The organism is Mesorhizobium sp. M3A.F.Ca.ET.080.04.2.1, from assembly GCF_003952525.1.
GTDB lineage: Bacteria > Pseudomonadota > Alphaproteobacteria > Rhizobiales > Rhizobiaceae > Mesorhizobium.
On the sequence record NZ_CP034451.1, the window covers coordinates 2,277,688 to 2,299,891 of the forward strand.

Here is a 22,204-nt window from a genome sequence, read left to right on the forward strand (position 1 = left end):
TTCGTTTGGGAAAAAGGAGGTTGGCAATGCAGATCAGAGACCTGATTCCCTGGGGTAACAACAATAAGGGAAGCGAAATCGCAAAGCGGGACGAAGAAAATCCCGTCTTTTCCCTGCAGCGCGATGTAAACCGCATCTTCGAGGATTTCTGGAAGCGGTTCGATCAACCGTTTGGTGCTTTTGGTCGCTGGGATGCCGGCGGCCCGCGAACGGATATCGCCGAGACCGAGAGCGCGCTTGAGGTTTCGGTGGAGCTTCCGGGACTCGATCAGAAGGAGGTCGATGTCTCGCTGACGGACAGCGCACTCACGATCAAGGGAGAAAGGAAGAGCGGGCGAGAAGAGAGCAAAAAGGGCTATCACTTGGCGGAGCGATCATACGGATCGTTTTACCGCTCTATCCCGCTACCTTCAGGTGTCGACACTGACAAGGTCAACGCCGAGTTCAAAAACGGCGTTCTGACCGTGACGCTGCCGAAGACTCAAGAAGCACTGTCGCGCGTAAAAAAGATCGAGGTGAAGGGTACCTAACGTCAAGAGATGCGACGGAATAAATCCGTCGCATCTCGTATGCTGCAGCCGTTCCAGGCTACCTTTAGACAACCTTCGAAGCACAAAAGGCGAACATGAAGAAGCGCTTTGTGTGTTTTCGACGTCCGTGGATCTTGCTCCGTTCCGGGGGCTCCGGCAGGCATTCTAATGGCTGGGATGGGTCCCTGTAACCGATCGGCAGATCCGGTATCCTGACCGGCGATAGCGGACTTCTATGAGGATTCGAGATCTGGCCCGATAAGAGCTTGATCGAAATCGTGCCGAGGAGAGGTCGATTTCCTTCCAGCAAGTGCCTGCCGTTTGACAATCTCCTAGCGAATGCTTGAGATACATTTGGGGCTGAAAGCTTCTCGTGACCGCAAGCCGCAGCGAACGGCTTTTGTTGCGATTTTTTGACTTACTTCGGGGGGAATAGCGTGCCCATTCAAAGCATTCATACATACCTTGTGTGCCGGAAGCTACGCCTGGTCAAATTTGTGTTTCCGCATCAAGGGCACGCTGCAGTCGGCAACCAGGAAAAAACGGCGAATAAACCGCACTCCCGCGCGCCCGCCGCAGTTCCGATTTCCTGGAAGCAGATATCTGGGGCGAGTACGGCCGATGCGAACGCCATCGCCGCCCCAGAGCAGTACCGCGACGCGCTTTCCGCGGCAGGGTTCGAGATCTTGTCGGAACGCCAGCGGCGTGACGTTGCGCTTGACTATTTCGCGCGGCAGCGCGCCCAGGCGGCAACAGGGCGGACAGTCCTGGGCGTCCAGACACTCATGGGAGCGCGGCGGCCCCAGATGGTCCCAAACATGAGCGAAAGCATTGCAGCCGGCCTGATTGCGCCGGTCGAGATGATTGCCCGAAGGCGGTGATGCCTGGGCTCGATGTTCAACCAACTCCGGTGGCCGTATCAGCTTTGCGGGCGCAAGCCGGCCGGCAGGCTTGCAGAGCGGGTAGTGAGGATCAGGCCCCTGCGTCCGCGTGCATGCGACGTCGTTCAGAGGCTCTTGCGACCTGCTTGGGCGAGCCTCGCTGCGATCCAGCTATTCTCGGTCGTAAACCCCACTCGCCGCGATGAGGCGCACCAGCTCCGCCTGCCGCCTCGTCTCCGTCTTTTCGAATACGTGCTGCAGGTGGGTGCGTGCCGTGGTCAGGCTGATGCCAAGCTCGTCGGCGACCGCCTGAAGTCCTTCACCGCGGGCGATCGCGATGGCCACGGCCGCCTCGGCCGGCGTCAACCGATAGAGATTGCGCAACTGGTCCTGCGCGGTCCGCGGCGCGCTGTCCGGATCGGACACGAACACGACCGCGGCGGGGCGTGCGGTCACGAACCACTTCAACTCCATCTTGAGCGGCGCGACCAGTACGCTCAGCGGTCGGCGCGGTGCCGGCCGCGCGAGCGTCATTACGCCGCCCGCGGCGTCCAACCGTTCCGCGGCCGTGGCAATCAACCGTTGAAATTGCGCATCCGCGGGCCTGGTTGCGCGCAGTGCCGATTTTTCGATCCTGATCCCGTCGGCCTCGGTGAGCAGCGCCTCGGCCGCCCGGTTGGCAAACAGGATCTCGCCGTTCGCTGCTACGACCAGCACGCCCTGGGCAATACGGTCGAGCGCCTCGACGTTGGCGCTCCTGGCGATCTCGGAACGTGAGAGGCGCAGTCCCACTCTCGCCGCCCGGACCAGATGCGGCCCGATGCGGCGCAGCCGCTCGATATGCTCGGGCTCGAACTCGCCTGTCGCCTCGGCGCGTCCGCAGGTGAACACGACGCGTATGTCCGGCTCGTTGGCCAGCACCACTCCGATCGAGTGGCACATGTCGCCGGGCCGGCAGAAGTCGTTGTAGAACTCGGAGCGCCGGTAGACCTCGCGCGGCAGGAGGTCCCAAATCGGGATCAGCGTGCCGGCGCTAAGCCTGGCAAAGCGTGGCAGGAACACATTGGTCTTGTAGTAGTACTGCGCATACGTGAGGTCCGCCTCGGGCGGCATGCGGACCGAATTCGCTTCGCTGCGCAGCGTCCTTGCGTTCTGGAACGTGAGCTTGGTGGCGGCGCCTTCGAGGAAATCCGACAGCGTCTCAAGAACCTGCGGCCAGCGGCCGGGTTCGGTCGCGGCATCATAGATCTGCCCGACCATGCCATCGAAGTCGTGCATGTGTGCCGGATTTCACCGCTCCCTCACCTGAAGGGATTTGCAGTTTGCCGGAAGCCGGCGTTGCTGACAACCGTTCGTCGCCGCATCTCATAGGTTCATAGGAGGCGCCTGCCCGAGCTCAACGTGTAGCTATCGCCATGTCATCAAAGCTTCACTCCAACCGCATGTGGCGACGATGCAAACACGGGCAGCACCTAGCACTCAAACCGATTGGAACGGTACGCACTACGAAACGCTCCTGGCGGCGCAAGAGACCGGCGGCAAGTTCGGGGCATTTGCATCCGATGCCGATCCGGGGGACGGACCGCCGCGCCACCGTCATCTTGAGGCGGACGAAATCTTCGTCATACTCCAAGGGCGGCTGCGTTTCTGGCGCGCCGGGGAGACTTTCGAACGCAGCGCCGGAAGCATGGTCTACATTCCTGCTGGCGTCGAGCACGCGTTCGTTGTCACTGAGCGTGCGCGATGGATCGCCATCTTGTCACCCGGTGGTCTCGAAGGCTTTTTCCCCGCGGTTGCCGCTTTAGGGTTGGAGATTCCGCGCGATCTCGCCGAAATAAAAGCGATCGCCGCCCAGTTCGACATGGAGATTACCGGGCCACCCCTGGTCGTCGCTGGACCTTAGGACTAAGTCGAAAGCGGCTGCTGGAAAGCTTGTTCCGGCGGTACGAGCGGCCCACGGTTCCGCGCCGCGTGCAGTAGTTCTTCCTGCTCGGTGAGCCCGTTGAGGAACATCTTGAACAGGTGAGCCGCAAGCCTCTGCCCACGCACGCTGTCGAGTTCAATCCCGCGCTCCTGGCAGAGGGTTTGATGGACGCCCGCAAGCATCGCAAGCTCGTCGTCCATGACAACATGGCCGGGATACAACATAGCCTCCTCCTTGAAAAAGCTACGGGCGAGACGGGATGATATCGCCGTCGCTCGCGCTTGCAATCATCTTTTTTTGTTGACTCGTTGGAACAAAACAAGAACATATTCCTACACATTTTCAGGAGGTCTCATGCCTGACCATCACAAAGGCCCTTGCTCCCGATGATGTCGCGCAACGTGCCGCTGCAGTCCCACCGTCAGCCGAAGCCAGCGGAACCTAATTCACCCCGCCCTGTTTCGGATTGAGCGCCCGAAGAGGACAAACAATGAGACCAAAATCATCGCCGGACATGCCAGGTCCGAGACCCCGGAAGGACAAAGAGCGGGATACCCAGGAGGCGGCTGCCAAGACACCCGACAAGACCAATGACTGGGACCGCGACCTCGTCCATGGCGATGGTGAAAGCACAGGGATAAAGCCCGAGCGGGGCGTGGAGTCGAAATAGTCCAAAGACGGCCACGGCAGACTTGGCCGCGTGATTTGCCCGGTTTGAGGCCTCGCCGCTCGCGGCTAGACTTGCTCGATGATTTTCAGAGTGACGTTTCTTGGCACCTCGGCCAGCGTACCCTCTGCCGAGCGAAATCACCCTGCCCTGCTTGTCGAGGCGGGAGGCCACCGAATTCTAGTCGACTGCGGGGAAGGCACTCAACGCCGGCTGCTGCGCAGCGGCGCTGGCTTCAGGCGGCTTCACCGCCTGTTGCTCACCCATGCGCATTTCGACCATATCCTCGGCATCCCCGGGCTGTTCTCGACACTCCGGTTGCGGCAAAGCGACGATCTCCTGACCGTCCATGGAGGCCCGGACACCCTCGACGTGGTTGCGCACATGCTCGCCGGTCTGTGGGGCGAAGGACGAGCGCCGATCCCACTAAGGCTTGAGCCGCTGACGCCCGGCCGGTTTTTCGACGCAGACGAATTCATGATCGACTGCTTTCCGGTTCGTCACCGCGACACAGACAGCTATGGCTTCGTGCTCGAGACTCCGCCGCGCCGCCACCTTCGCGCCGAGCACCTCACGTCTCTGGGCGTGCCAGACGGCCCAATCAGGAAGGAACTGGCAGAAGGCCGGTCTATAACCCTCGCGGATGGCCGAACAGTTGCCTCCAAAGACGTGCTCGGACCGCTGGAAGGAGGCAAGAAGCTGGTCATCATTGGCGATACGGAGTCGACCGATGATCTCGCGGAACATATCCGCGGTGCCGATCTTCTGGTGATCGAGGCCACCTTCCTGGAACGGGATGCGGCCATGGCGCGCGACTATGGTCATCTCACGGCTGCGCAGGCAGCATCTCTGGCAGCGACGAGCAACGTGAAGCAACTCATTCTGACGCACATCTCCGGCCGCTATGCCGACGAAGAAATCCTCGCGGAAGCCGTGCGGACATTTCCGAACAGCCGAATTGCGGCTGATCTCGATGTCATCATATAACGGCCGACAATGACATTCAGGATAGGCATCATCTCTGACACGCATGCCCTGCTGAGGCCTGAAGCGGAACGACGCCTGACCGGGGTCGACCACATCATCCATGCCGGGGACATTGGCAGTCCAGACATTATTCCCGCTCTTCAGCAGATCGCACCGGTTACCGCGATCAGAGGAAACGTCGATAGAGCTGAGTGGGCTGCGAACTACGCCGATACGGCCTTGGTGCGGCTGGCGGGCCGAACATTCTACGTCCTCCATGATCTGAAAACACTGCAAGTCTCACCAGCAGCACTTGGTATCGACATGGTCGTGTCGGGCCATTCCCATGTGCCGAAACTCAAAACCGTTGACGGTGTGCTCTACCTTAATCCGGGCAGCGCCGGTCACCGTCGTTTCAAGTTGCCGATCACGCTTGCGACGGTTGATATCACGCCTGACGGTCTACAGCCGGCCATTCAGGATCTAAGTAGCCGCTAAGGCGCGGGCTCGAGGCGATCGCATGCAGGCTAGACGCATCGGCTGAATGAAGGCGTCCACGCGCGACCAATCACCCCAAGTTGACTTCTCGAAATGCGAGGAATGAAGAATTCGGCAATGCCTTCTATGCCACTTTCGGAGCGTAAACGGGCAGACGTCGAAGGCACGTCATATGCTGCCTGACGACAAACCAGATCTGCCCTTTCTGCGGTTCAGGAAATCGGAGAACTGCACCCGCCCCCCGAGCGTCGAAACTAAAGAAGCAGTCCTGCGTTGGACGCGATTAGGCCATTCCTCTTGAGTATGGGGCGGTGAAGGTGACCAAGCGAAAGGCAGTCGACGGGTTGCGCGCTCGTCAAACGAAGCCACCTCAAGACCAAGCCACTTTTGGGCCGCCCGCTTTTCGGCCGTCCAGCTCGCAAAGCTCGTGGACACCGTCCCCGCCGGCGATCGCTGGATCCACGAGATGAAATACGACGGCTACCGTATTCTCGTCGCCATCGGCGGCGGAGAGGCGCGTGCCTACACACGTTCCGGCCTGGATTGGTCCGGGCGCTTCCCCTCTATCCTTTCGGAGGCAGGCAAGCTCAAGGTTAGATCCGCGCTCATCGATGGCGAGGCCGTTGTCATCGACGCCGCGGGGCGATCGAGTTACCAGGCGCTCCAGAACGCCTTGAAGGGCGATCCGGCAAGCATCGATTTTTATGCCTTCGACCTGCTCCAACTCGACGGCGAAGACCTGACGAGGCTTCCGCTCCTGGAGCGCAAGGCGAAACTGGAGGAAATCCTGCCGGAGAAGAACGCCATCCTTCGCTACTCCGATCATATCCAGGGCCGCGGCGAGGAATTGCTGAACCGCTTCTGCGACGCCGGCCTCGAGGGGGTTATCTCGAAGCTGGCGGATTCGGACTATGTCGGGGCCCGGGATGGAAGCTGGCTGAAGATCAAGTGCGTCAGCAGGAATTCGTGCTCGTCGGCTGGACGCCGTCAGACAAGGATCGCGCGTTTCGATCGCTTATCCTTGGGGTCCATGACGGCGGAAAGCTAGGCTTTGCCGGCAAGGTCGGGACCGGTTTCGATACCGCAGAGATGGCCAGTCTGATGAAGACTATGGCGCCGCTCGAGCAGAGCGCCGCCACCGTCGAAGCACCACGCGCGGAAGTTCGCGGCGCGCGCTGGCTGCGTCCGAAGCTGGTCGCCGAGATCGCCTATACCGAGATGACAAACGAAGGGACACTGCGTCACCCAAGCTATCTCGGCCTGCGCGAGGACAAGAAGCCGGAAGCCGTTGCGCTTGAGACGGAACATCACACCGCGACGCTGCCGGCGCTGGCGACGAGCTCGATTGCCATCAGCAATCGCGGCCGTGTCATTTACCCCGAATCCAACATCACAAAGGGACAGCTTGCCGATTATTACGCCGACGTCGCCGCGATCATGCTTCCCTGGGCCGGCAGCAGGCCGATCAGCCTTGTTCGCTGTCCGCAAGGCCGGGCGAAGAAGTGTTTCTTCCAGAAGCATGACGCCGGCAGCTTCGGCGACAAGGTCCATCACGTCGGAATCACTGAAAGGGACGGCCATGAGGAGCCCTATCTTTACGTCGACGATGCCGAGGGGCTGATGACCTGTGTCCAGATGGGAACGATTGAGTTCCATGGCTGGGGAGCGCGCATCGAAGACGTCGAGAAGGCCGACCGTCTGGTGTTTGATCTCGACCCCGACGAGGGGCTGGATTTCGAGGCGGTGCGTGCCGCCGCGTTCAAGTTCCGGGATATTCTGAAATCGCTTGGCCTAACCACCTTCCCGATGCTGACGGGCGGCAAGGGCGTCCATGTGATCGCCCCGCTCACACCCCAGGCCGAATGGCCCGAGGTGAAGGCCTTCGCCTCGGGGCTGGCGCAGGCGGTCGCCCAGACCGATCCCTCTCACTTTACGGCCGTGTTGTCGAAAGCGAAGCGGAAGGGACGGATCTTTGTCGACTATCTGCGCAACCAGCGAGGAGCGACCGCGATCATGCCCTACAGCGCGAGGTCACGGCCAGGCGCTCCCGTCGCCGCGCCCATCACCTGGGCGGAAATGAAGACGATTGATGCGCCTTCGCATTTCCACGTCGGGGATGCTCGTGAATTGAAGAAACGCGCAGCCAGCAAATCCCTGGCGGGATGGGGTCGAGCCGACCAGTTATTGCCAAATCTGTAGCCTATTCCTCGACGTCAGAAAGACTGGATCAAGGCTTCGCCTCGTGCGCCTGATTGGAACCCGCGGACATTGGTCCCGTTTGCCTCGACCATGGCAAAAACGGATCCGCGGACAGCCGCCAGCCTCTTGAGGGAATATGCACATCGCACATCGCTTCGCGGAGGCAATCCCTATCGCACCAAAGCTTACTTGCGCGCTGCCGATAGTTTGGCTGCGTTGTCGCAGCCGCTTGATCGGATCATCGCCGCGGGCGCCCTCACCAGAATCCCGGGGATCGGCGACGCGATCGCGGACATCGTTCGCAAGCTCTATGAAACGGGCACACATCCAAGCCTTGAGAAGCTGCGCGAGGAAGTGCCGGCGGGGGTTCTGGAGCTGTTTGCTATACCGGGGCTTCGGCCCGACAAGATCCTGAAGCTTCATCAGGCGCTCGGCGTGAACTCGTTGGCTGACCTCGAAGCCGCAGCAAAGGCAGATCGCAGTCCGGCCAGTCAAAGGCCTCGGCGCTTCGCTTCAGACAAAGATCCTGCAGAACCTGGCCATCGCTCGAAGCGGCGAGACACAGCTTCACCTGCACAAGGCCGCGGCGCTCCTTGAGCATGCGGTCATATCTTTGAAGCAAGAGCATCCCGAGTTTTCGCGCGTGGAAATCGCCGGTGATTTCCGGCGCGGCTGCGAACTTGTTGCCGACCTGGCGCTGGTCGCGCTTGGGAAGAGGCGGACCGAAATCGAGCAGTCCACCCTCAGGCTTGTCGTCACGGACAACAAGCACTTTGGCGCGAGCCTCCTCGAAGCCACCGGTTCGGCGGCCCATCTTGAGCAGTTGAGGAGCTACGCGGCCGAGAGGGGGGTCGCCCTCAAATCCGATGGACTCTATCGCGGCAGAAAGCTGATTGCGTCAGCGACAGAAGAGGAAATTTACGAAGCGTTGGACCTCCAGCTCATCGAACCTGAACTGCGCGAAGGCAGGGACGAGATTGAGCGGGCAGCGAGGCGGCAACTCCCCACCCTCGTCCGGGACGAAGACCTGCATGGGATCCTGCATTCTCACACGACCGCATCCGACGGAACCGAGACGCTCGAGGCAATGGCTGAAGCGACCCGTAAGCGCGGGTTCGAGTACTATGGTGTCGCTGACCATTCACAGTCCGCTCACTATGCGGGTGGGCTCACGTTGCAGGAGATTGCTGAACAGCACCGCGAAGCTGATCGGCTGAACAACAAGTATGGTGGAAAATTCCGCATCCTGAAGGGCATAGAGGCGGACATCCTGGCCTCGCGCTGACGACAAGATTGAGGCCCGATGCGCGGAATGCCTGACTTTCGAACGACCGGTCGCGGAGTTCCCCACGTTCATGGAAGAAGACTGCGCGTTTGAGTTTGTGCGCTGCCTCGCCCTTGTTGAGGCCGGCTTGGCAACGCCGGCGCAATGTCGAGCTCGAGTACCATTCGATCATGAAAAGCGAGCGCTCAATGCGGCCGAGTTCCCGAAGAGCCTTGGCCAGTTGGCTTTCCTTCGGTGACGCCGAGAGCTTCTTCAAGATCGTCGAGGGCACAACGGCACGTGTGGTTATCGATGCCGCCAGATGAAGCAGATCATCCCAGTGATCGAGGATCAGGGTGGTGTTGATTGGCGCCCCGATGTGGTTTGACAGCGCCGGGTATGCATCGCCTTTCTCGAACGTGTGGAACTTCCGATCTTTGAGATTTCGCAGTCGCGGTGCGAACCGCTTGCCGATCAGAGCGAATAGGCCAAAGACGTGATCGCTCGCGCCGCCGGTGTCGGTGAAGTGCTCTTGTATTTCGAGGATTGTGTCCTGATCGGATAGTCCGTCGAGCACAAAGGCGGCCTCGCTTTCGGTCGGGCTGATGGGCAGGATGCTGAAGTAGCCATACTGATCTGACAGATGGCTGTAGAACTTCGATCCGGGCTCACTGCCGTAATGTAGATTGATATCTCCGCGCTTTGCGGCGCGGTCGCTTGCTCGGAAGAATTGGCCATCAGATGACGACGTCGTGCCATTGCCCCAAAGGCGGGAATGCGGATGGCGGGTGTGTGCGTCCGTCACGCAGGCCTGGGCTGCTCGGTAGGTCTCCGACCGGGCGTGGAAGGTACGCATCCAGCTGATCTGGTGGGCGCTGATGCCTTTGGATGCGCTGGCCATCCGTTTCGGACCGAGGTTGGTTGCATCGGCCAGTACGCCAGCCAGCATGGCCGAGACATTCCTCGGAGTGTCACCCGTGCGAACATGGGTGAAGCAATCCGCAAAGCCGGTCCATTCATGCACCTCCCTCAAGAGATCTGGAACCTCGATCAACGGATAGAGCTCGCTGATCTCGGCATTCAGGTCCTCGGCTGCTGCGGGAACTTCGCCAGGTGCCGGCGTGACGATAAGCGTTCCACCTTCGAGACGAACACCGTCGAGCTTCCCGGATCGTGCCCTATGCGCCAGGCGCTTCAGGTTGAAGTCGAGCATCTGCCGCGCTTCGGCGAGCCACGCCGCGCCGTCTTGTGGGACACCAAGTCCGAGGCGATCTTCATCTTTCAGGATGGTGTACGTTGACCGCGGCATCAGGTGCTCGTCGATCGGTCGGAAGGATCGGCTGCCATCGACCCAAATGTCCGCGGATCTAAGCCGGTCTCGCAAAGCCGCGAGCGTTGCAATCTCATAGAGACGGCGATCGGGCTTGTCCTGCCCGAGAATTAGCCGTCGATCACCTTGGCTGAGGTGGGTGACCGGGACGCGATCCGGAAGGGTGCGCCGCTTTTCGGCATAGAGCCGTTTCAGCAGCGAAATCGCCGCAAGAAGGGGATCGTGGCGGCGCGCTGAGCGGAATGTGAACGCTTCCAGAAACGCACCGGCGTACTTGTTGACTGTCGCATATTGCTCGGCCGCTAAGGTCAAAGGCGACGCCTCGTTGTCCTCGACCATCGACTCAAGCTCAGGCTTCATCCGAAGCAATCGGTGCCATCCAACTTCCTGATCGAGAACCTCCAATGCGTTCCGGCCATAGTTGTTCGCGAACTGAAGGGCTGTGATCGTGTCCAGGAACATGCGTAGCGCTTTGGCGGTATCCGGCCTGCAGTCCATGTGCCGCTGCTTCTTGCGGTTGTTGGCTTGCGAGAACAGCCGACCCATCAGCTTGATGAACATCGATACTGCATCGTCCGTGAGCTTCTGGCCGAGCTTGATAATCTGCGCCACGATCAGCGCGTGTCGACGGCTGGCATTGAAGTCGTTGGCCAGCCATGCCGGTGTGGCGTTGCCCTCACGGATCATCTGATCCCACCGTCCAGACGATATGCGCATCTGCAATTTCGGATCGATTTCTAGCTTGCGCAGGAAGGCGATCCGTTCGGTCAGCCCGACCAGGTTTGACGCACCTGGCGCATCCGGCGCTGATCGCAGCCAATGAAAGCGCGTTTGGCCAATGGCCGGGTGAACCTCCAACAGCTTATCTAATGATTGAAGCGTTTCGACCGAAATTTCTTCGATCAGCGCTCTCTCCGCCCGCCGACGGGCAATGGCACGGGCGGCAAGACCGATCCGCTCGATTGTGTCGATTGACGGCAGAAGAGATCCGCGTTCACGAAACATGGCGACAGTAGCACTCGCTATCGCGCCACCGTCGTCGGACATCGTGGCGGCCTGAATTCCAGCCAACAGCGCAGCTCTACGGTCTTGCCCCGTCGCGCTCCGCGCGGCCAGATAGACCATCAAGCGAGCAATGTGATCGCGACGCGTTTCTTCACGGCGTGCATAAAGCGCAAACGTTCCAGCGTCGGCGCCAATCTGCTCGGCAACGTATTTTAGCATTGCGCGAGGCGGAGTTTCATCGGTCGCCAACACCCTGCCTGGATATCGCATCAAGCAGAGCTGAACGGCAAATCCGAGCTGATTGTGTTCTCGTCTGCGAAGTCCAATTTCAAGCCTGTCGGCCGACGACAGCGAATAGTGTCGGGTGAGGCCGTCCTCATCGGTTGGTATATCGAAAAGCCTCTGTCGATCCTGAACCTTGAGAAGCCTCCGTTTACCCATCGCCCAACTCCATCCACGACTAATCTGCCGGGAGCGTTGTCGAGTCGGACGGGCGAAGAAATCAAAATTGGGGCTCTGCGAAGGCAATCCACAGGGATCGGATGCTGCACAGCCGCACTACAGTAGAGTTCATGATCCGTTCGCCCTTAGCGTACGATTTCGCACTGCTCTTGTTCCGACCCCAGCTCGGCGCGGATGTCGTCGATGACGAGGTCGAGATTGCAGATTCTTCCCACCACCCGCGCCAACACCTCGCGCGGCACCGGTTCGCTGGCCGCGAAGATCACGGCTTCGACGCGGCCCATCCACTCGCGCCAGCGCAGTTCCGGCGGCAGGTGCTCGAGCTCGGTGTCGAGCAGCGCCGGCTGATCGTCAGGCTTGCGGCGGACGGAGGCTTGGCTCATCGCTACAGCCCAAACAGCCGGAAGCTGGCGCGGCCCGACAGCTCGCGCACGGCCTCGAGCTGCTGCAGCCGCTCGAACAGGCGTCGCGCGGCGAAGCGCGACAGGTTTTTGGTCGTCAGCGATCCGGCGACGGCATCTTCATTGAGCAGCAAAAAAATCACGTCGCCAGCGCCCTTGGCGCGCAGCTTTGGCGCCACCGCCAGAAGCTTCTCGGCGCGACGCGACAGTTCGCTGGCCAGCCGGCAGGCCTCCGCCGCCGCTTGCACCAGCGCCAGGCAGACCGCGCGCTCAAAATTCTTGTCCCCGGGTCGGATGCGCTTGCCGCCTTCAGTGCGAAAAGCCGGGCCAAAAGCCTGCGCCATCAGCAGTGGCAGCGGCCGCGGCCAGCGCAGGCTCTTCGCCAGCACCAGGTCGGCGAGCCACCAGCCAAAAAGCTCGGCATCGGGGCGCATGGCGACGACACGGGCGGCGCTTGCCGCCGCGGCGAACGGCGCCGGCCGCTGCGAGCCCGCCACGTCTTGGATCTGCGTGCAGAGGTCAGCGAGCGCCGCGTCGTCTCAGGCGAGCCCGAGCAGCTCGGTCCCTTTCGCCAGCCGATCGGCGCTGACCGCCGGCGGCTGCAGCGTCAGCTGGCGCCAGGCGCCAAAAATGGCGCCGGCGGGACCGGGATCGGCGCCAGCCGGGCAAAGCTGCCATGCGTCGCGCAGGGCAGCTTCATCCTCGGCACGGCCGGCGAGCCGCATGCTGGCGGTTGCGCATTTCAGCGCCAGCCGCTGGCGCCAGGCGCCGGCCCAGGCAGGCTGCGCGCGGGCTTGGCTGTCGAGAGAAGCCAGCGCGGCGCCGGCCCGGAAGGCAGCGTCGGCGTCATGCGGAACGCCAACAGTCTCGAGCGCCCAACCCGGCACGGTCGGTGGCGGAGCAACATTGGCGGTCGCTGGATCGAGGCGAATCATGATTTTGAGGGTAAAATGCCCGTGCGCTTTATACCATCAATTTCGCGCCAAAACGCACAGCTTGTCGGCGACACAAAACGAATGATAATGTTGCCTTATCAGTCGCTTAGCCATGAGGCACAATGAGAACCTGGCGGTTCTGGGCATAACGCGGCTGGCGATCAGCTAACGCCAGTTTGACGGCCGTGTGACTGTCCTTCTTCATATCGAGAGATAGCCAATTCTTCCCCTATTGCTGCGATCAGAGCAGATACGCGAGCGCGGACTCGCGGAGGGAGTTGAACAAGACGCTCGATCAGGTGCCGTCCCTCAGCGCTGGCAATGAAGTCAATTCGCTCAACCGGCAGAACTGAAGCCTCGCGGGTACTCTCACCATTTTCCGGAAGGCCGTTGAAAAAGCGGCTGACGGGCACACCCAGCGACCTGCCAATCTCGTAGATCATGGACGCGCTTACTCGGTTCCTTGCGTTCTCATATTTTTGGAGCTGCTGAATACTGATGCCAATCGATCGGGCAAGCTGAGCTTGGGACACATCTGATTGCACTCGAACCATTGCGATCTGCCTGCCGACATAAACATCGGCGGGGTGAGGATGATGCCCGAGCTCCGGTGTTGGCGTTACCCGGAACAAAGTAGAACGCTTCAGCTTTGACAATGCCTTCGGATGCTCCACCGAGTCGTTCTGAGATAGAAAACTGACGCACTCGAATGGTCAGCCGAATTTGCGCGCTGCCGGCATAATTATGCTGCCGAAGTATCCTGATATTTCAACGCCGGTACCGAAGCTACGCGAGCGGGTCGCGAACCCCTCCAGAATATCTCGTGCCACGTGTCCGGCGGCCGGGACGGGAACCAATTTGCCACCAGTTTTGGATCCCGAGCGCTCGCTTACCTCTCCGATCACGACGGGCAGAAGGTCTATGTTTTCGAGGACTCCGTTGGCACCGTAGCGGCAAGCGGCGACAATGCTCTGCCAGACTTCCGGAGGATCCCATTCGCCCTCATCGGGATGGACGTGGAAGAGGAAATTTCCCAGACCGTAGAAGATCGGGGAGCCTTTGTAGACCTCCACCGCCTGAAGAACGGGTGCGCCGTGGCTGACGAAAAGGTTGGCGCCAGCATCGACGCATGTGCGGGCGAAGGCCTGCACCCAGCGGGGCACGTCCTGCCAACCGGGTTCCCAATGGTGATGATGCAGATATGCAATGACGAAGTCGCCTTGAGCAGCGGCCTGCCGGATAGCAGATAAATGAACGCTTGCACTCTGGGGATCGATCTCAATCAGGCGGCCAAAGTCTACTGCCTGCGTGAAAACAGTGCCATAGAAGTTGATCTCGCTGCCGTTTTCTAGCGCCGGCGGATCCTCCGGTTGGGCATAGTTGGTCAGTTCGAGATGCGAGCTCTGCAGGTGGCTGCCAAGCCTTGCCAGTCTCCTGAAATGTCCGTCGGGCACGGCGATCTTGCGAATCGTCTTCAGCCGGTTGACGCCTGGGCGGGCTGGCCGGGAAGCCGTTCGGTTCTCGGCATAAATGTTGGCCGGACCTGGGCCGGCATCAACCGCGAGAAGAGAGACCTGCCTCTCCCCCAGTTTGCGCCGGCCGAGTTTGGCGGCTTCGGTCTCGTCGGTCCCGATCCCCGCATACAGGAAACCACGCGCTTCGACCTCATCAAGTGTTGAAAGAACACCGTGGGGTCCGAGATCGAACGCGTGGTTGTTCGCAAGCGCAAGAGCGTTGAAGCCGACATCCCGCAGCGGTTGCCGGCGCTCCGCGCTCGACAATCTTGGCACACTGGGTACGAAGGTCGTCTGGTGTGATCTCGGTCAGCAGTCGATTGCGCCAAACCGGCAGAATCGTAGATTGACCGGCGCATTGAGCGAGTGCTGTCCGCCATTGGCGCCAGGGTCAGCCACTTCTCTCCAAATTGGCCAAAGCTCTTTGCCTCTTTCAGCCGCCGTTTGTCCCGCTGCTTCTCGATGGCGGGAGAGCGACCTTCTCTAACCGCTCGACGGGCATCGAGGCATTTTTCCCGGGCCTGCAGCAAAGAGATTCCATCACGCCCGTATTTCCCGAGGTAGACGGTCTCGCGACGACCGTTGAGCCTGTAGTCCAGGCGAAAAGAGATAGCGCCACTCGGCATCACGCGGACATACATCCCGTCGCGGTCGGCTACCTTGTAGATTTTATCTCTTGGTTTCAATGCCTTAAGGGTAACGTCCGTCAGCATGCCGACTACCTTTGCAAAAGTACCGTCATCGGATTTTTTGAGAGCTTTTGGCGGAAATCTTCTTTGTTTTCAGATCGTTAGTCTGAAAAAAGTACCGTCATCAGCCTTCTATGACGTGACGGTACTGTCGAAAATCCATCGTGGCAATATGGCGGAGGACCGGCAGCTGGTCCGACAACGCCGAACAATGCATACCGATAACCCGCGAAAGCTGCCGGCATAATATATTATTGATTTCAGTTAGTTAGATCGCACTCTAGCGTAAATTCGGCGGCGTTCGGCTAGGCCTGAATCATTCCCACTCGATCGTGCCGGGCGGCTTTGAGGTGACGTCGTAGACGACGCGGTTGATGCCCCTCACTTCGTTGATGATGCGGGTGGCGGCGGCGCCGAGGAAGTTCATGTCGTAGTGATAGAAGTCGGCCGTCATGCCGTCGACGGAGGTGACGGCGCGCAGCGCGCAGACGAACTCGTAGGTGCGGCCGTCGCCCATGACGCCGACGGTCTGCACCGGCAAGAGCACGGCGAACGCCTGCCAGATGGCATCGTAAAGGCCGGCCTTGCGGATCTCGTCGAGATAGATGGCGTCGGCCTCGCGCAGGATCTCCAGCTTCTCGCGGGTGATGCCGCCCGGACAGCGGATGGCAAGGCCGGGACCCGGGAAGGGATGGCGACCAATGAAGCTCTCCGGCAGGCCGAGTTCCTTGCCCAGCGCCCTGACCTCGTCCTTGAACAGCTCGCGCAGCGGCTCGACCAGCTTCATGTTCATGCGCTCGGGCAGGCCGCCGACATTGTGGTGCGACTTGATCGTCACCGACGGGCCGCCGGAGAAGGAGACGCTCTCGATGACGTCGGGGTAGAGCGTGCCCTGAGCCAGGAAGTCGGCGCCGCCGAGCTTCTTGGCCTCTTCCTCGAAGACCTCGATGAATAGGCGGCCGATCGTCTTGCGCTTCTTCTCGGGATCGGACTCGCCTTCCAGCGCCGAGATGAAACGATCGGAAGCGTCGACCAGGATCAGCGGCAGATTGTAGTGCTGGCGGAACATCTCCACCACGCTCTGCGCCTCATCCTTGCGCATCAGGCCGTGGTCGACAAGGATGCAGGTCAGCTGTTCGCCGACGGCCTCGTGGATCAGCAGCGCGGCGACCGAGGAGTCGACACCGCCCGACAGCGCACAGATCACCTTGCCCTTGCCGACCTGCTTGCGGATCGCCTCGACGGCGTGCTCGCGATAGGCGCGCATCGTCCAGTCGCCCTCGATGCCGGCGATGTTGTGGACGAAGTTCCTCAGCAGCCTGGCGCCATCCGGCGTATGCACCACCTCGGGGTGGAACATGATGCCGTACATCCGGCGCTCGACATTGCCGAAAATGGCGAAGGGCGAGCTTTCCGACTTGCCGAACACCTCGAAGCCCGGTGGCAGTTCGATGACGCGGTCGCCATGGCTCATCCACACCTGGTGACGCTGGCCTGGTGCCCACAGCCCCTCGAACAGCGGGCTCTCCTCCTCGATGTGGACGAAGGCGCGGCCGAATTCACGGTGGTTGGAGCTCTCGGCGACGCCGCCCATCTGCACGCAGAGCGCCATCTGGCCGTAGCAGATGCCGAGCACCGGAACACCGGCGTCGAAGACGATCTGCGGCGCGCGCGGGCTGCCGATGTCGCCGGTCGACGCTGGGCCGCCGGACAGGATTACCGCTTTCGGCTTCATGCGCTTGAAAGCAGCTTCCGCCGACTGGAACGGCACGATCTCGGAGAAGACGCCGGCCTCGCGGATGCGGCGGGCGATAAGCTGGGTGAACTGGCTGCCGAAATCGACAATCAGTACGGAGTCGGGATGATTGGCTGTCGTCATGGCGAGCCTTTAGAGAAAGAAACGAGTCGGCGCAATGGGTTGCGCGCTGCGGCTTTCGGTCCTTTCCAGCCTCAGGCGAGGCGAACCGCGCCGGACAGGATGGCCTGTTCAAGCTGCCCAACGGCGGCGGCAAGCTTCTCGTCAATGACGTGCAGATATTCGGTCCAGTCGCCGACATGCCGGAGATCGGAGGCGCCGTCCGAAATGCCGCGCAGGCCGATCAGCGGCACGCCGAACAACTGGCAGGCGCGCAGGCAGGCGAAGGTCTCCATGTCGACCATGTCGGCGGCGATCGCATCATAGGCGTTGCCGGTCACGATCGCGCCGCCGGTGGAAAGCGTGGCGCTCTTGATGCCGGGGATGACGAACGGCAGCGGCACGGTCACCGGCAGGTCGAGGAACGGCGTGGCGCCCTTCTCGAAGCCCAGCGGCGAAGCGTCCATATCCCGGTAGCTGACCGACACCGCCTGGTAGATCTCGGCCTGCTCAAGGGTTCGGCTGCCCGCGGAACCCAGCGAGACGACGAGATCGGGGAGCGCGCCCTGCCCCTTCGACGCCGCGAGCTCGGCGCCCAGGCGAACGCCGGCCTCGACGGGGCCGACGCCGATCATGAGCGGCGTGAACAGTCTTTTGAGGTGCGGCCCATATTCGGCGTCGGCCGCCATGACGAAGAGAACGGATTTCTGCGCTATCCGCGCGGTGTTTGCCATGAGATCACCCCTCGATGCCGTCGCGGCCGACCACCGTCATCATGGTGCCGGTCATGGTTGCGATCAGCTTCGCCTCGCCGTCGGCGGCGAATGCATAGGCTTGGCCGTCGGCGACGACGATGGTGCGTCCGGGCTTGGTGACCGAGCCCCGAAACAGGAAGCGCTCGCCCCTGCCCGGCGCCAGGAGATTGACCTTGAATTCGATGGTCAGCACGCTCGAATTCTGCGGCATCAGCGAGAACGCCGCATAGCCGCAAGCCGAGTCAAGCGCCGTCGAAATGACGCCGGCGTGCAGGAAACCGTGCTGCTGGGTAAGCTCTGGTGCATAGGGCATCTCGATCTCGATGATGCCGGGCGTGACCAGCGTCAGCTCGGCGCCGATGGTGGCCATCGCCTTCTGGCGGGCAAAGGAGACCCTGACGCGTTCCTCATAATCGGGAGCGGGTACGATCTTGGCTGCCATGGCCCTCGCCTCACTTTTGCCGGCGCAGCTTTATTGCAGAGGCAGGCGGGACAGGCAATCTCCTGATGCTGCAGTGCAGCAAAACGACGCGATCCTTAGCCCACCTTGCGCAAAGCGTGGAAATAGAACCCATCGGTGCGGCTCAAGGCGGGCGACAGCGAGATGCCGCCGCTATCGGCGATGCGTGCCGCGCCTTCATGGCCGGGGAAGGAACCGTCCCAGAGCTGGCGGTGATCGACCGGCACGAAGTTGCCGTAGCGTTCGCGGAAAGCCGCGATCTGTTCGCCGTTCTCGGCGTCGAACACCGAGCAGGTGATGTAGACGAGCAGTCCGCCGGTTTTGACGAATGTCTGCGCGCTATCGAGGATCGCCTGCTGCTCGGCCTTGCGCGCTTCGAGCTGCCTCTCGGTCAGCCGCCATTTGGCGTCGGGGCGCCGCCGCCAGGTACCGCTGCCGGTGCAGGGCGCATCGATCAGCACGAGATCCATATGGCCGGCTAGCGGCACGAGGTCCGCGGGCTTGCGCACGACCTGGATATTGCGGCTGTGCGCCCGGCGGATGCGATCGAAGATCGGCGCCAGACGCACTTTCTCCGCATCATGGGCAAACAGCTGGCCGCGATTGTCCATCTCGGCCGACAGCGCCAGCGTCTTGCCGCCGGCGCCGGCGCAGTAGTCGAGCACCTGCATGCCAGGCTCGGCGCCGGCCAACGCCGCGGCAATCTGCGACCCCTCGTCCTGCACCTCGAACCAGCCTTTCTGGAAAGCGGGTTCGGCCTGCACATTGGGATGCCGGCCGTCGCCGTCGATCGGCGGAATGCGGATGCCGAGCGGCGCGATTGCGGCAGGCGCGGCCCCGGTGCCCTGGAGTTCGGCAAGCACCCTGTCGCGATCAGACTGCAGCGTGTTGACCCTGAGGTCCAGCGGCGGGCGCATTGCGAGCGCTGCCCCCTCGCCGATCCAGGCGTCACCATAGACCCTTGCAAGCAGCGGCGCACACCAGTCGGGAACATCGGCCCGCACGGCGTCGGGCGCCTCCTGCGAGCTCTGCCTGGCAACCGCCTTCAGCTCGGCCGCGCTCAGCAGTGGCGGCGCGAACTTGTCGCCGTCCAGCGCCTCGTTGAGCGACTGAGCCGTCTGGCTCCATTCGAGCAGCAGCGCGCCGAAACCGATGGCGCGCGGCGTGTCCTCGCCGAAGAGCCAGCCGGCCGAGCGCTTGCGGCGCAGCGCGTCATAGACGATGTTGCCGATGGCGGCACGGTCGCCGCCGCCGGCAAAGCGATGCGACAGGCCCCAATCGCGCAAGGCGTCGGCCACCGGCCGATGTCGCCGGCCGATGTCTTCCAGAACTTCGATGGCCGCCGCCAGCCTTCCGCCCAGTCGCATCTTGTTTCGCTATCCCGCAGATTGCTTCTGGCCCGCTCATAAAGCGTTTCAGGCAAGGATTGAAACAGTTCTGTTGCGGTAACCACTATTGCCATGGCAAAGGATCGGTACCGCGATGCCATCATTGCGGTCCGTCGCCCAGGCGGGCGTCTCGAGAAGGACCGAGATTTCGTTGGATGGAAGCGATTTCGAAGGGAAAACGCGGTACAGTTTTCCTGAAACTGCTTCGGTTGAACGAAAAAGGCGCGGGCATGAACCCGCGCCTTTCTCTTGGGAGGATGAGACCTTACTTCGAGGCGATCTCGAAGCGGTCGAGGTTCATCACCTTGGTCCACGCCTTGGCGAAATCCTTGACGAACTTCGCCTTGGCATCCGCCGAGGCGTAGACTTCGGCAAATGCACGCAACTGCGCGTGCGAACCGAAGATCAGGTCGGCGCGGGTGCCGGTCCACCTGATCTCTTTGGTCTTGCGGTCGCGCGCTTCATAGACCTCGTCCGAGCCCGGCTCGGATGCCGGATCCCAGATTGTCGCCATGCTGAGCAGGTTGACAAAGAAGTCGTTGCTCAACGTGCCGGGCGTGTCGGTGAACACGCCATGCTTCGACCCGCCGTGATTGGCGCCGAGGACGCGCAGGCCGCCAACCAGCACCGTCATTTCGGGCGCCGTCAGTGTCAGCAGCTGCGCCCGGTCGACCAGCATCGCCTCGACCGACATCGGCAGCCTGCCGCCGACGTAGTTGCGGAAGCCGTCCGCCTTCGGCTCGAGCGCCGCGAAGGATTCGACATCCGTCTGCGCCTGCGAGGCGTCCATGCGGCCGGGCGTGAAAGGCACCTTCACCTCGTTGCCGCCGTCCTTCGCCGCTTTCTCGACCGCAGCGGCGCCGCCAAGCACGATGAGGTCGGCGAGCGAGACCTTCTTGCCGCCGGTCTGCTCAGCGTTGAACTCCTGCTGGATCGCTTCGAGGCTGGCCAGCACCTTCGAGAGCTGAGCCGGCTGGTTGACCTCCCACTCCTTCTGGGGACTGAGGCGGATGCGACCGCCATTGGCGCCGCCGCGCTTGTCGGAGCCCCGGAAGGTCGAGGCGGAAGCCCAGGCGGTCGAGACCAGTTCGGATACCGACAGGCCGGAGGCCAGGATCTTGGCCTTCAACGCGGCGATATCCTGCTCGCTCACCAGCTCATGATCGATTGCCGGGACCGGATCCTGCCAGATCAGCTCTTCCTTCGGCACGAGCGGGCCGAGGTAGCGCACGATCGGTCCCATGTCGCGGTGGGTGAGCTTGAACCAGGCGCGGGCGAAGGCATCGGCGAACTGGTCCGGATGCTGGTGGAACCGCCGCGAGATCTTCTCATAGGCCGGGTCGAAGCGCAGCGACAAATCGGTGGTGAGCATCGCCGGCGCGTGGCGCTTCGAGGGATTGTGCGCGTCCGGCACCGTGCCGGCGCCGGCGCCTCCCTTCGGCGTCCACTGCTGGGCGCCGGCCGGGCTCTTCGTCAGCTCCCACTCGAAGTTGAAGAGGTTGTCGAAGAAATTGTTGCTCCACTTGGTCGGCGTCGTCGTCCAGGTGACCTCGAGGCCGGAGGTGATCGCGTCACCGGCAATGCCGGTGGCATATTTGCTCGACCAGCCGAGGCCCTGCGCCTCGATGCCGGCCCCTTCCGGCTCCGCGCCGACCAGAGAGGCATCACCGGCGCCGTGGGTCTTGCCGAAAGTGTGGCCGCCGGCAATCAGCGCCACCGTTTCCTCATCGTTCATGGCCATGCGGCGGAAGGTCTCGCGGATGTCGCGCGCGGCGGCGACGGGATCCGGCGTGCCGTTCGGTCCCTCCGGATTGACGTAGATCAGACCCATCTGCACTGCACCGAGATGGCCATGCAGCTCGCGGTCGCCCGAATAGCGCTCGTCATCAAGCCATTTGGTTTCGGAACCCCAGTCGACGTCCTGCTCCGGCTCCCACACGTCGGCGCGGCCGCCGGCGAAGCCGAAGGTCTTGAAGCCCATCGATTCCAGCGCGACGTTGCCGGCGAGGATCATCAGGTCGGCCCAGGAGATCTTGCGGCCGTATTTTTGCTTGACCGGCCACAGCAGCCGGCGCGCCTTGTCGAGATTGGCGTTGTCCGGCCAGCTGTTCAGCGGTGCGAAACGCTGCTGACCGGCGCCGGCGCCACCGCGGCCGTCGCCGATGCGATAGGTTCCGGCGCTGTGCCAGGCCATGCGGATGAACAGCGGACCGTAATGGCCGAAGTCGGCCGGCCACCAGTCCTGCGAATCCGTCATGACATGGTGCAGGTCCTTGACCACCGCGTCGAGGTCGAGGCTCTGGAATTCCTTGGCGTAGTCGAAGTCCTCGCCCATCGGGTCCGAGAGGTTCGACTGCTGGTGGAGAACACCAAGGTCGAGTTGGTTCGGCCACCAGTCACGGTTGGTCCGGCCGGCGGATCCATGCGCCACTGGGCATTTGCCCGCGCTGTTGTCGTCGGTTTTCGCGTCCATCTTAGTCT

Annotated in this window: 17 protein-coding genes and 5 pseudogenes; 9 read left to right on the plus strand and 13 right to left on the minus strand. The window is 61.9% G+C overall.

The annotated features are described in order from the left end of the window. The first annotated feature begins 26 nt into the window (after positions 1 to 26). Positions 27 to 530: an Hsp20/alpha crystallin family protein gene (locus EJ074_RS11070; protein ID WP_129553352.1), complete on the plus strand. Its 504-nt coding sequence runs from the start codon at positions 27 to 29 to the stop codon at positions 528 to 530. Between the two features lie 437 nt (positions 531 to 967). Then, positions 968 to 1,411 (plus strand): hypothetical protein, encoded by a 444-nt coding sequence (locus EJ074_RS11075; protein ID WP_129553353.1) that lies wholly within the window; start codon positions 968 to 970, stop codon positions 1,409 to 1,411. 171 nt (positions 1,412 to 1,582) lie between these two features. Here EJ074_RS11075 and EJ074_RS11080 read toward each other — a convergent pair whose 3' ends face one another. Beyond that, a complete protein-coding gene (locus EJ074_RS11080; protein ID WP_129553354.1) occupies positions 1,583 to 2,689 on the minus strand; it encodes a LuxR C-terminal-related transcriptional regulator in 1,107 nt (368 codons plus the stop codon). A gap of 175 nt (positions 2,690 to 2,864) precedes the next feature. On the opposite strand from EJ074_RS11080, the gene EJ074_RS11085 reads away from it, so the two are divergent. Next, positions 2,865 to 3,314 carry a cupin domain-containing protein gene (locus EJ074_RS11085; RefSeq protein ID WP_129553355.1) on the plus strand — a complete coding sequence of 150 codons (450 nt, stop codon included), beginning with the start codon at positions 2,865 to 2,867 and terminating at the stop codon, positions 3,312 to 3,314. A gap of 2 nt (positions 3,315 to 3,316) precedes the next feature. Here EJ074_RS11085 and EJ074_RS11090 read toward each other — a convergent pair whose 3' ends face one another. Then, complete coding sequence (locus EJ074_RS11090; RefSeq protein WP_129553356.1) at positions 3,317 to 3,559, minus strand: hypothetical protein; 243 nt, start codon at positions 3,557 to 3,559, stop codon at positions 3,317 to 3,319. 527 nt (positions 3,560 to 4,086) lie between these two features. Between EJ074_RS11090 and rnz the strand changes: the two genes are divergently transcribed. The 6 genes from rnz to EJ074_RS30735 all read left to right on the plus strand — a co-directional run bounded on the left by rnz (position 4,087) and on the right by EJ074_RS30735 (position 8,950). Continuing rightward, positions 4,087 to 4,989 (plus strand): ribonuclease Z, encoded by a 903-nt coding sequence (rnz, locus tag EJ074_RS11100; protein ID WP_129554041.1) that lies wholly within the window; start codon positions 4,087 to 4,089, stop codon positions 4,987 to 4,989. 9 nt (positions 4,990 to 4,998) lie between these two features. After that, positions 4,999 to 5,466: a metallophosphoesterase family protein gene (locus tag EJ074_RS11105; protein WP_129553358.1), complete on the plus strand. Its 468-nt coding sequence runs from the start codon at positions 4,999 to 5,001 to the stop codon at positions 5,464 to 5,466. Positions 5,467 to 5,893: 427 nt separating this feature from the next. Then, on the plus strand, positions 5,894 to 6,514 hold the full coding sequence (locus tag EJ074_RS29885; protein ID WP_207210067.1) for a hypothetical protein: 621 nt from the start codon (positions 5,894 to 5,896) through the stop codon (positions 6,512 to 6,514). Next, positions 6,433 to 7,665, plus strand: a complete 1,233-nt coding sequence (gene ligD, locus EJ074_RS11110) for a DNA ligase D (protein ID WP_245454874.1) — start codon at positions 6,433 to 6,435, stop codon at positions 7,663 to 7,665. Before EJ074_RS29885 ends, ligD begins: the two co-directional genes overlap by 82 nt. A 69-nt stretch (positions 7,666 to 7,734) precedes the next feature. Further along, complete coding sequence (locus tag EJ074_RS30730; RefSeq protein ID WP_348627007.1) at positions 7,735 to 8,262, plus strand: hypothetical protein; 528 nt, start codon at positions 7,735 to 7,737, stop codon at positions 8,260 to 8,262. A gap of 46 nt (positions 8,263 to 8,308) precedes the next feature. Continuing rightward, positions 8,309 to 8,950, plus strand: coding sequence for a hypothetical protein (locus EJ074_RS30735; RefSeq protein ID WP_348627027.1), 642 nt, complete (start codon positions 8,309 to 8,311; stop codon positions 8,948 to 8,950). Here EJ074_RS30735 and EJ074_RS11120 read toward each other — a convergent pair. From EJ074_RS11120 to katG, 11 genes and pseudogenes are all read right to left on the minus strand, one after another. Continuing rightward, positions 8,943 to 11,705 (minus strand): annotated as a pseudogene (locus EJ074_RS11120) (Tn3 family transposase); the annotation flags it as partial. The gene EJ074_RS30735 and the pseudogene EJ074_RS11120 overlap by 8 nt on opposite strands. A 182-nt stretch (positions 11,706 to 11,887) precedes the next feature. Next, positions 11,888 to 12,109 (minus strand): annotated as a pseudogene (locus tag EJ074_RS11125) (segregation and condensation protein B); the annotation flags it as partial. 2 nt (positions 12,110 to 12,111) lie between these two features. Beyond that, positions 12,112 to 13,062: pseudogene (locus EJ074_RS11130) on the minus strand (DUF1403 family protein). 161 nt (positions 13,063 to 13,223) lie between these two features. After that, positions 13,224 to 13,718 carry a helix-turn-helix transcriptional regulator gene (locus EJ074_RS11135; protein WP_129553359.1) on the minus strand — a complete coding sequence of 165 codons (495 nt, stop codon included), beginning with the start codon at positions 13,716 to 13,718 and terminating at the stop codon, positions 13,224 to 13,226. Positions 13,719 to 13,775: 57 nt separating this feature from the next. After that, positions 13,776 to 14,765, minus strand: a pseudogene (locus EJ074_RS11140) (CapA family protein); the annotation flags it as partial. A 39-nt stretch (positions 14,766 to 14,804) separates the two neighbouring features. Continuing rightward, positions 14,805 to 15,289, minus strand: a pseudogene (locus EJ074_RS11145) (Arm DNA-binding domain-containing protein); the annotation flags it as partial. 292 nt (positions 15,290 to 15,581) lie between these two features. Beyond that, a complete protein-coding gene (gene guaA, locus EJ074_RS11150) occupies positions 15,582 to 17,144 on the minus strand; it encodes a glutamine-hydrolyzing GMP synthase (protein WP_129553361.1) in 1,563 nt (520 codons plus the stop codon). 71 nt (positions 17,145 to 17,215) lie between these two features. Continuing rightward, a complete protein-coding gene (locus tag EJ074_RS11155) occupies positions 17,216 to 17,854 on the minus strand; it encodes a 5'-methylthioadenosine/S-adenosylhomocysteine nucleosidase (RefSeq protein WP_129553362.1) in 639 nt (212 codons plus the stop codon). 4 nt (positions 17,855 to 17,858) lie between these two features. Further along, positions 17,859 to 18,317: a PaaI family thioesterase gene (locus EJ074_RS11160; protein WP_095809001.1), complete on the minus strand. Its 459-nt coding sequence runs from the start codon at positions 18,315 to 18,317 to the stop codon at positions 17,859 to 17,861. A 95-nt stretch (positions 18,318 to 18,412) separates the two neighbouring features. Further along, entirely contained in the window at positions 18,413 to 19,702 is a 1,290-nt protein-coding gene (locus EJ074_RS11165) for an RsmB/NOP family class I SAM-dependent RNA methyltransferase (RefSeq protein ID WP_129553363.1), read from the minus strand. A 286-nt stretch (positions 19,703 to 19,988) separates the two neighbouring features. Further along, on the minus strand, positions 19,989 to 22,196 hold the full coding sequence (katG, locus tag EJ074_RS11170; protein ID WP_129553364.1) for a catalase/peroxidase HPI: 2,208 nt from the start codon (positions 22,194 to 22,196) through the stop codon (positions 19,989 to 19,991). Positions 22,197 to 22,204: the final 8 nt, after the last annotated feature.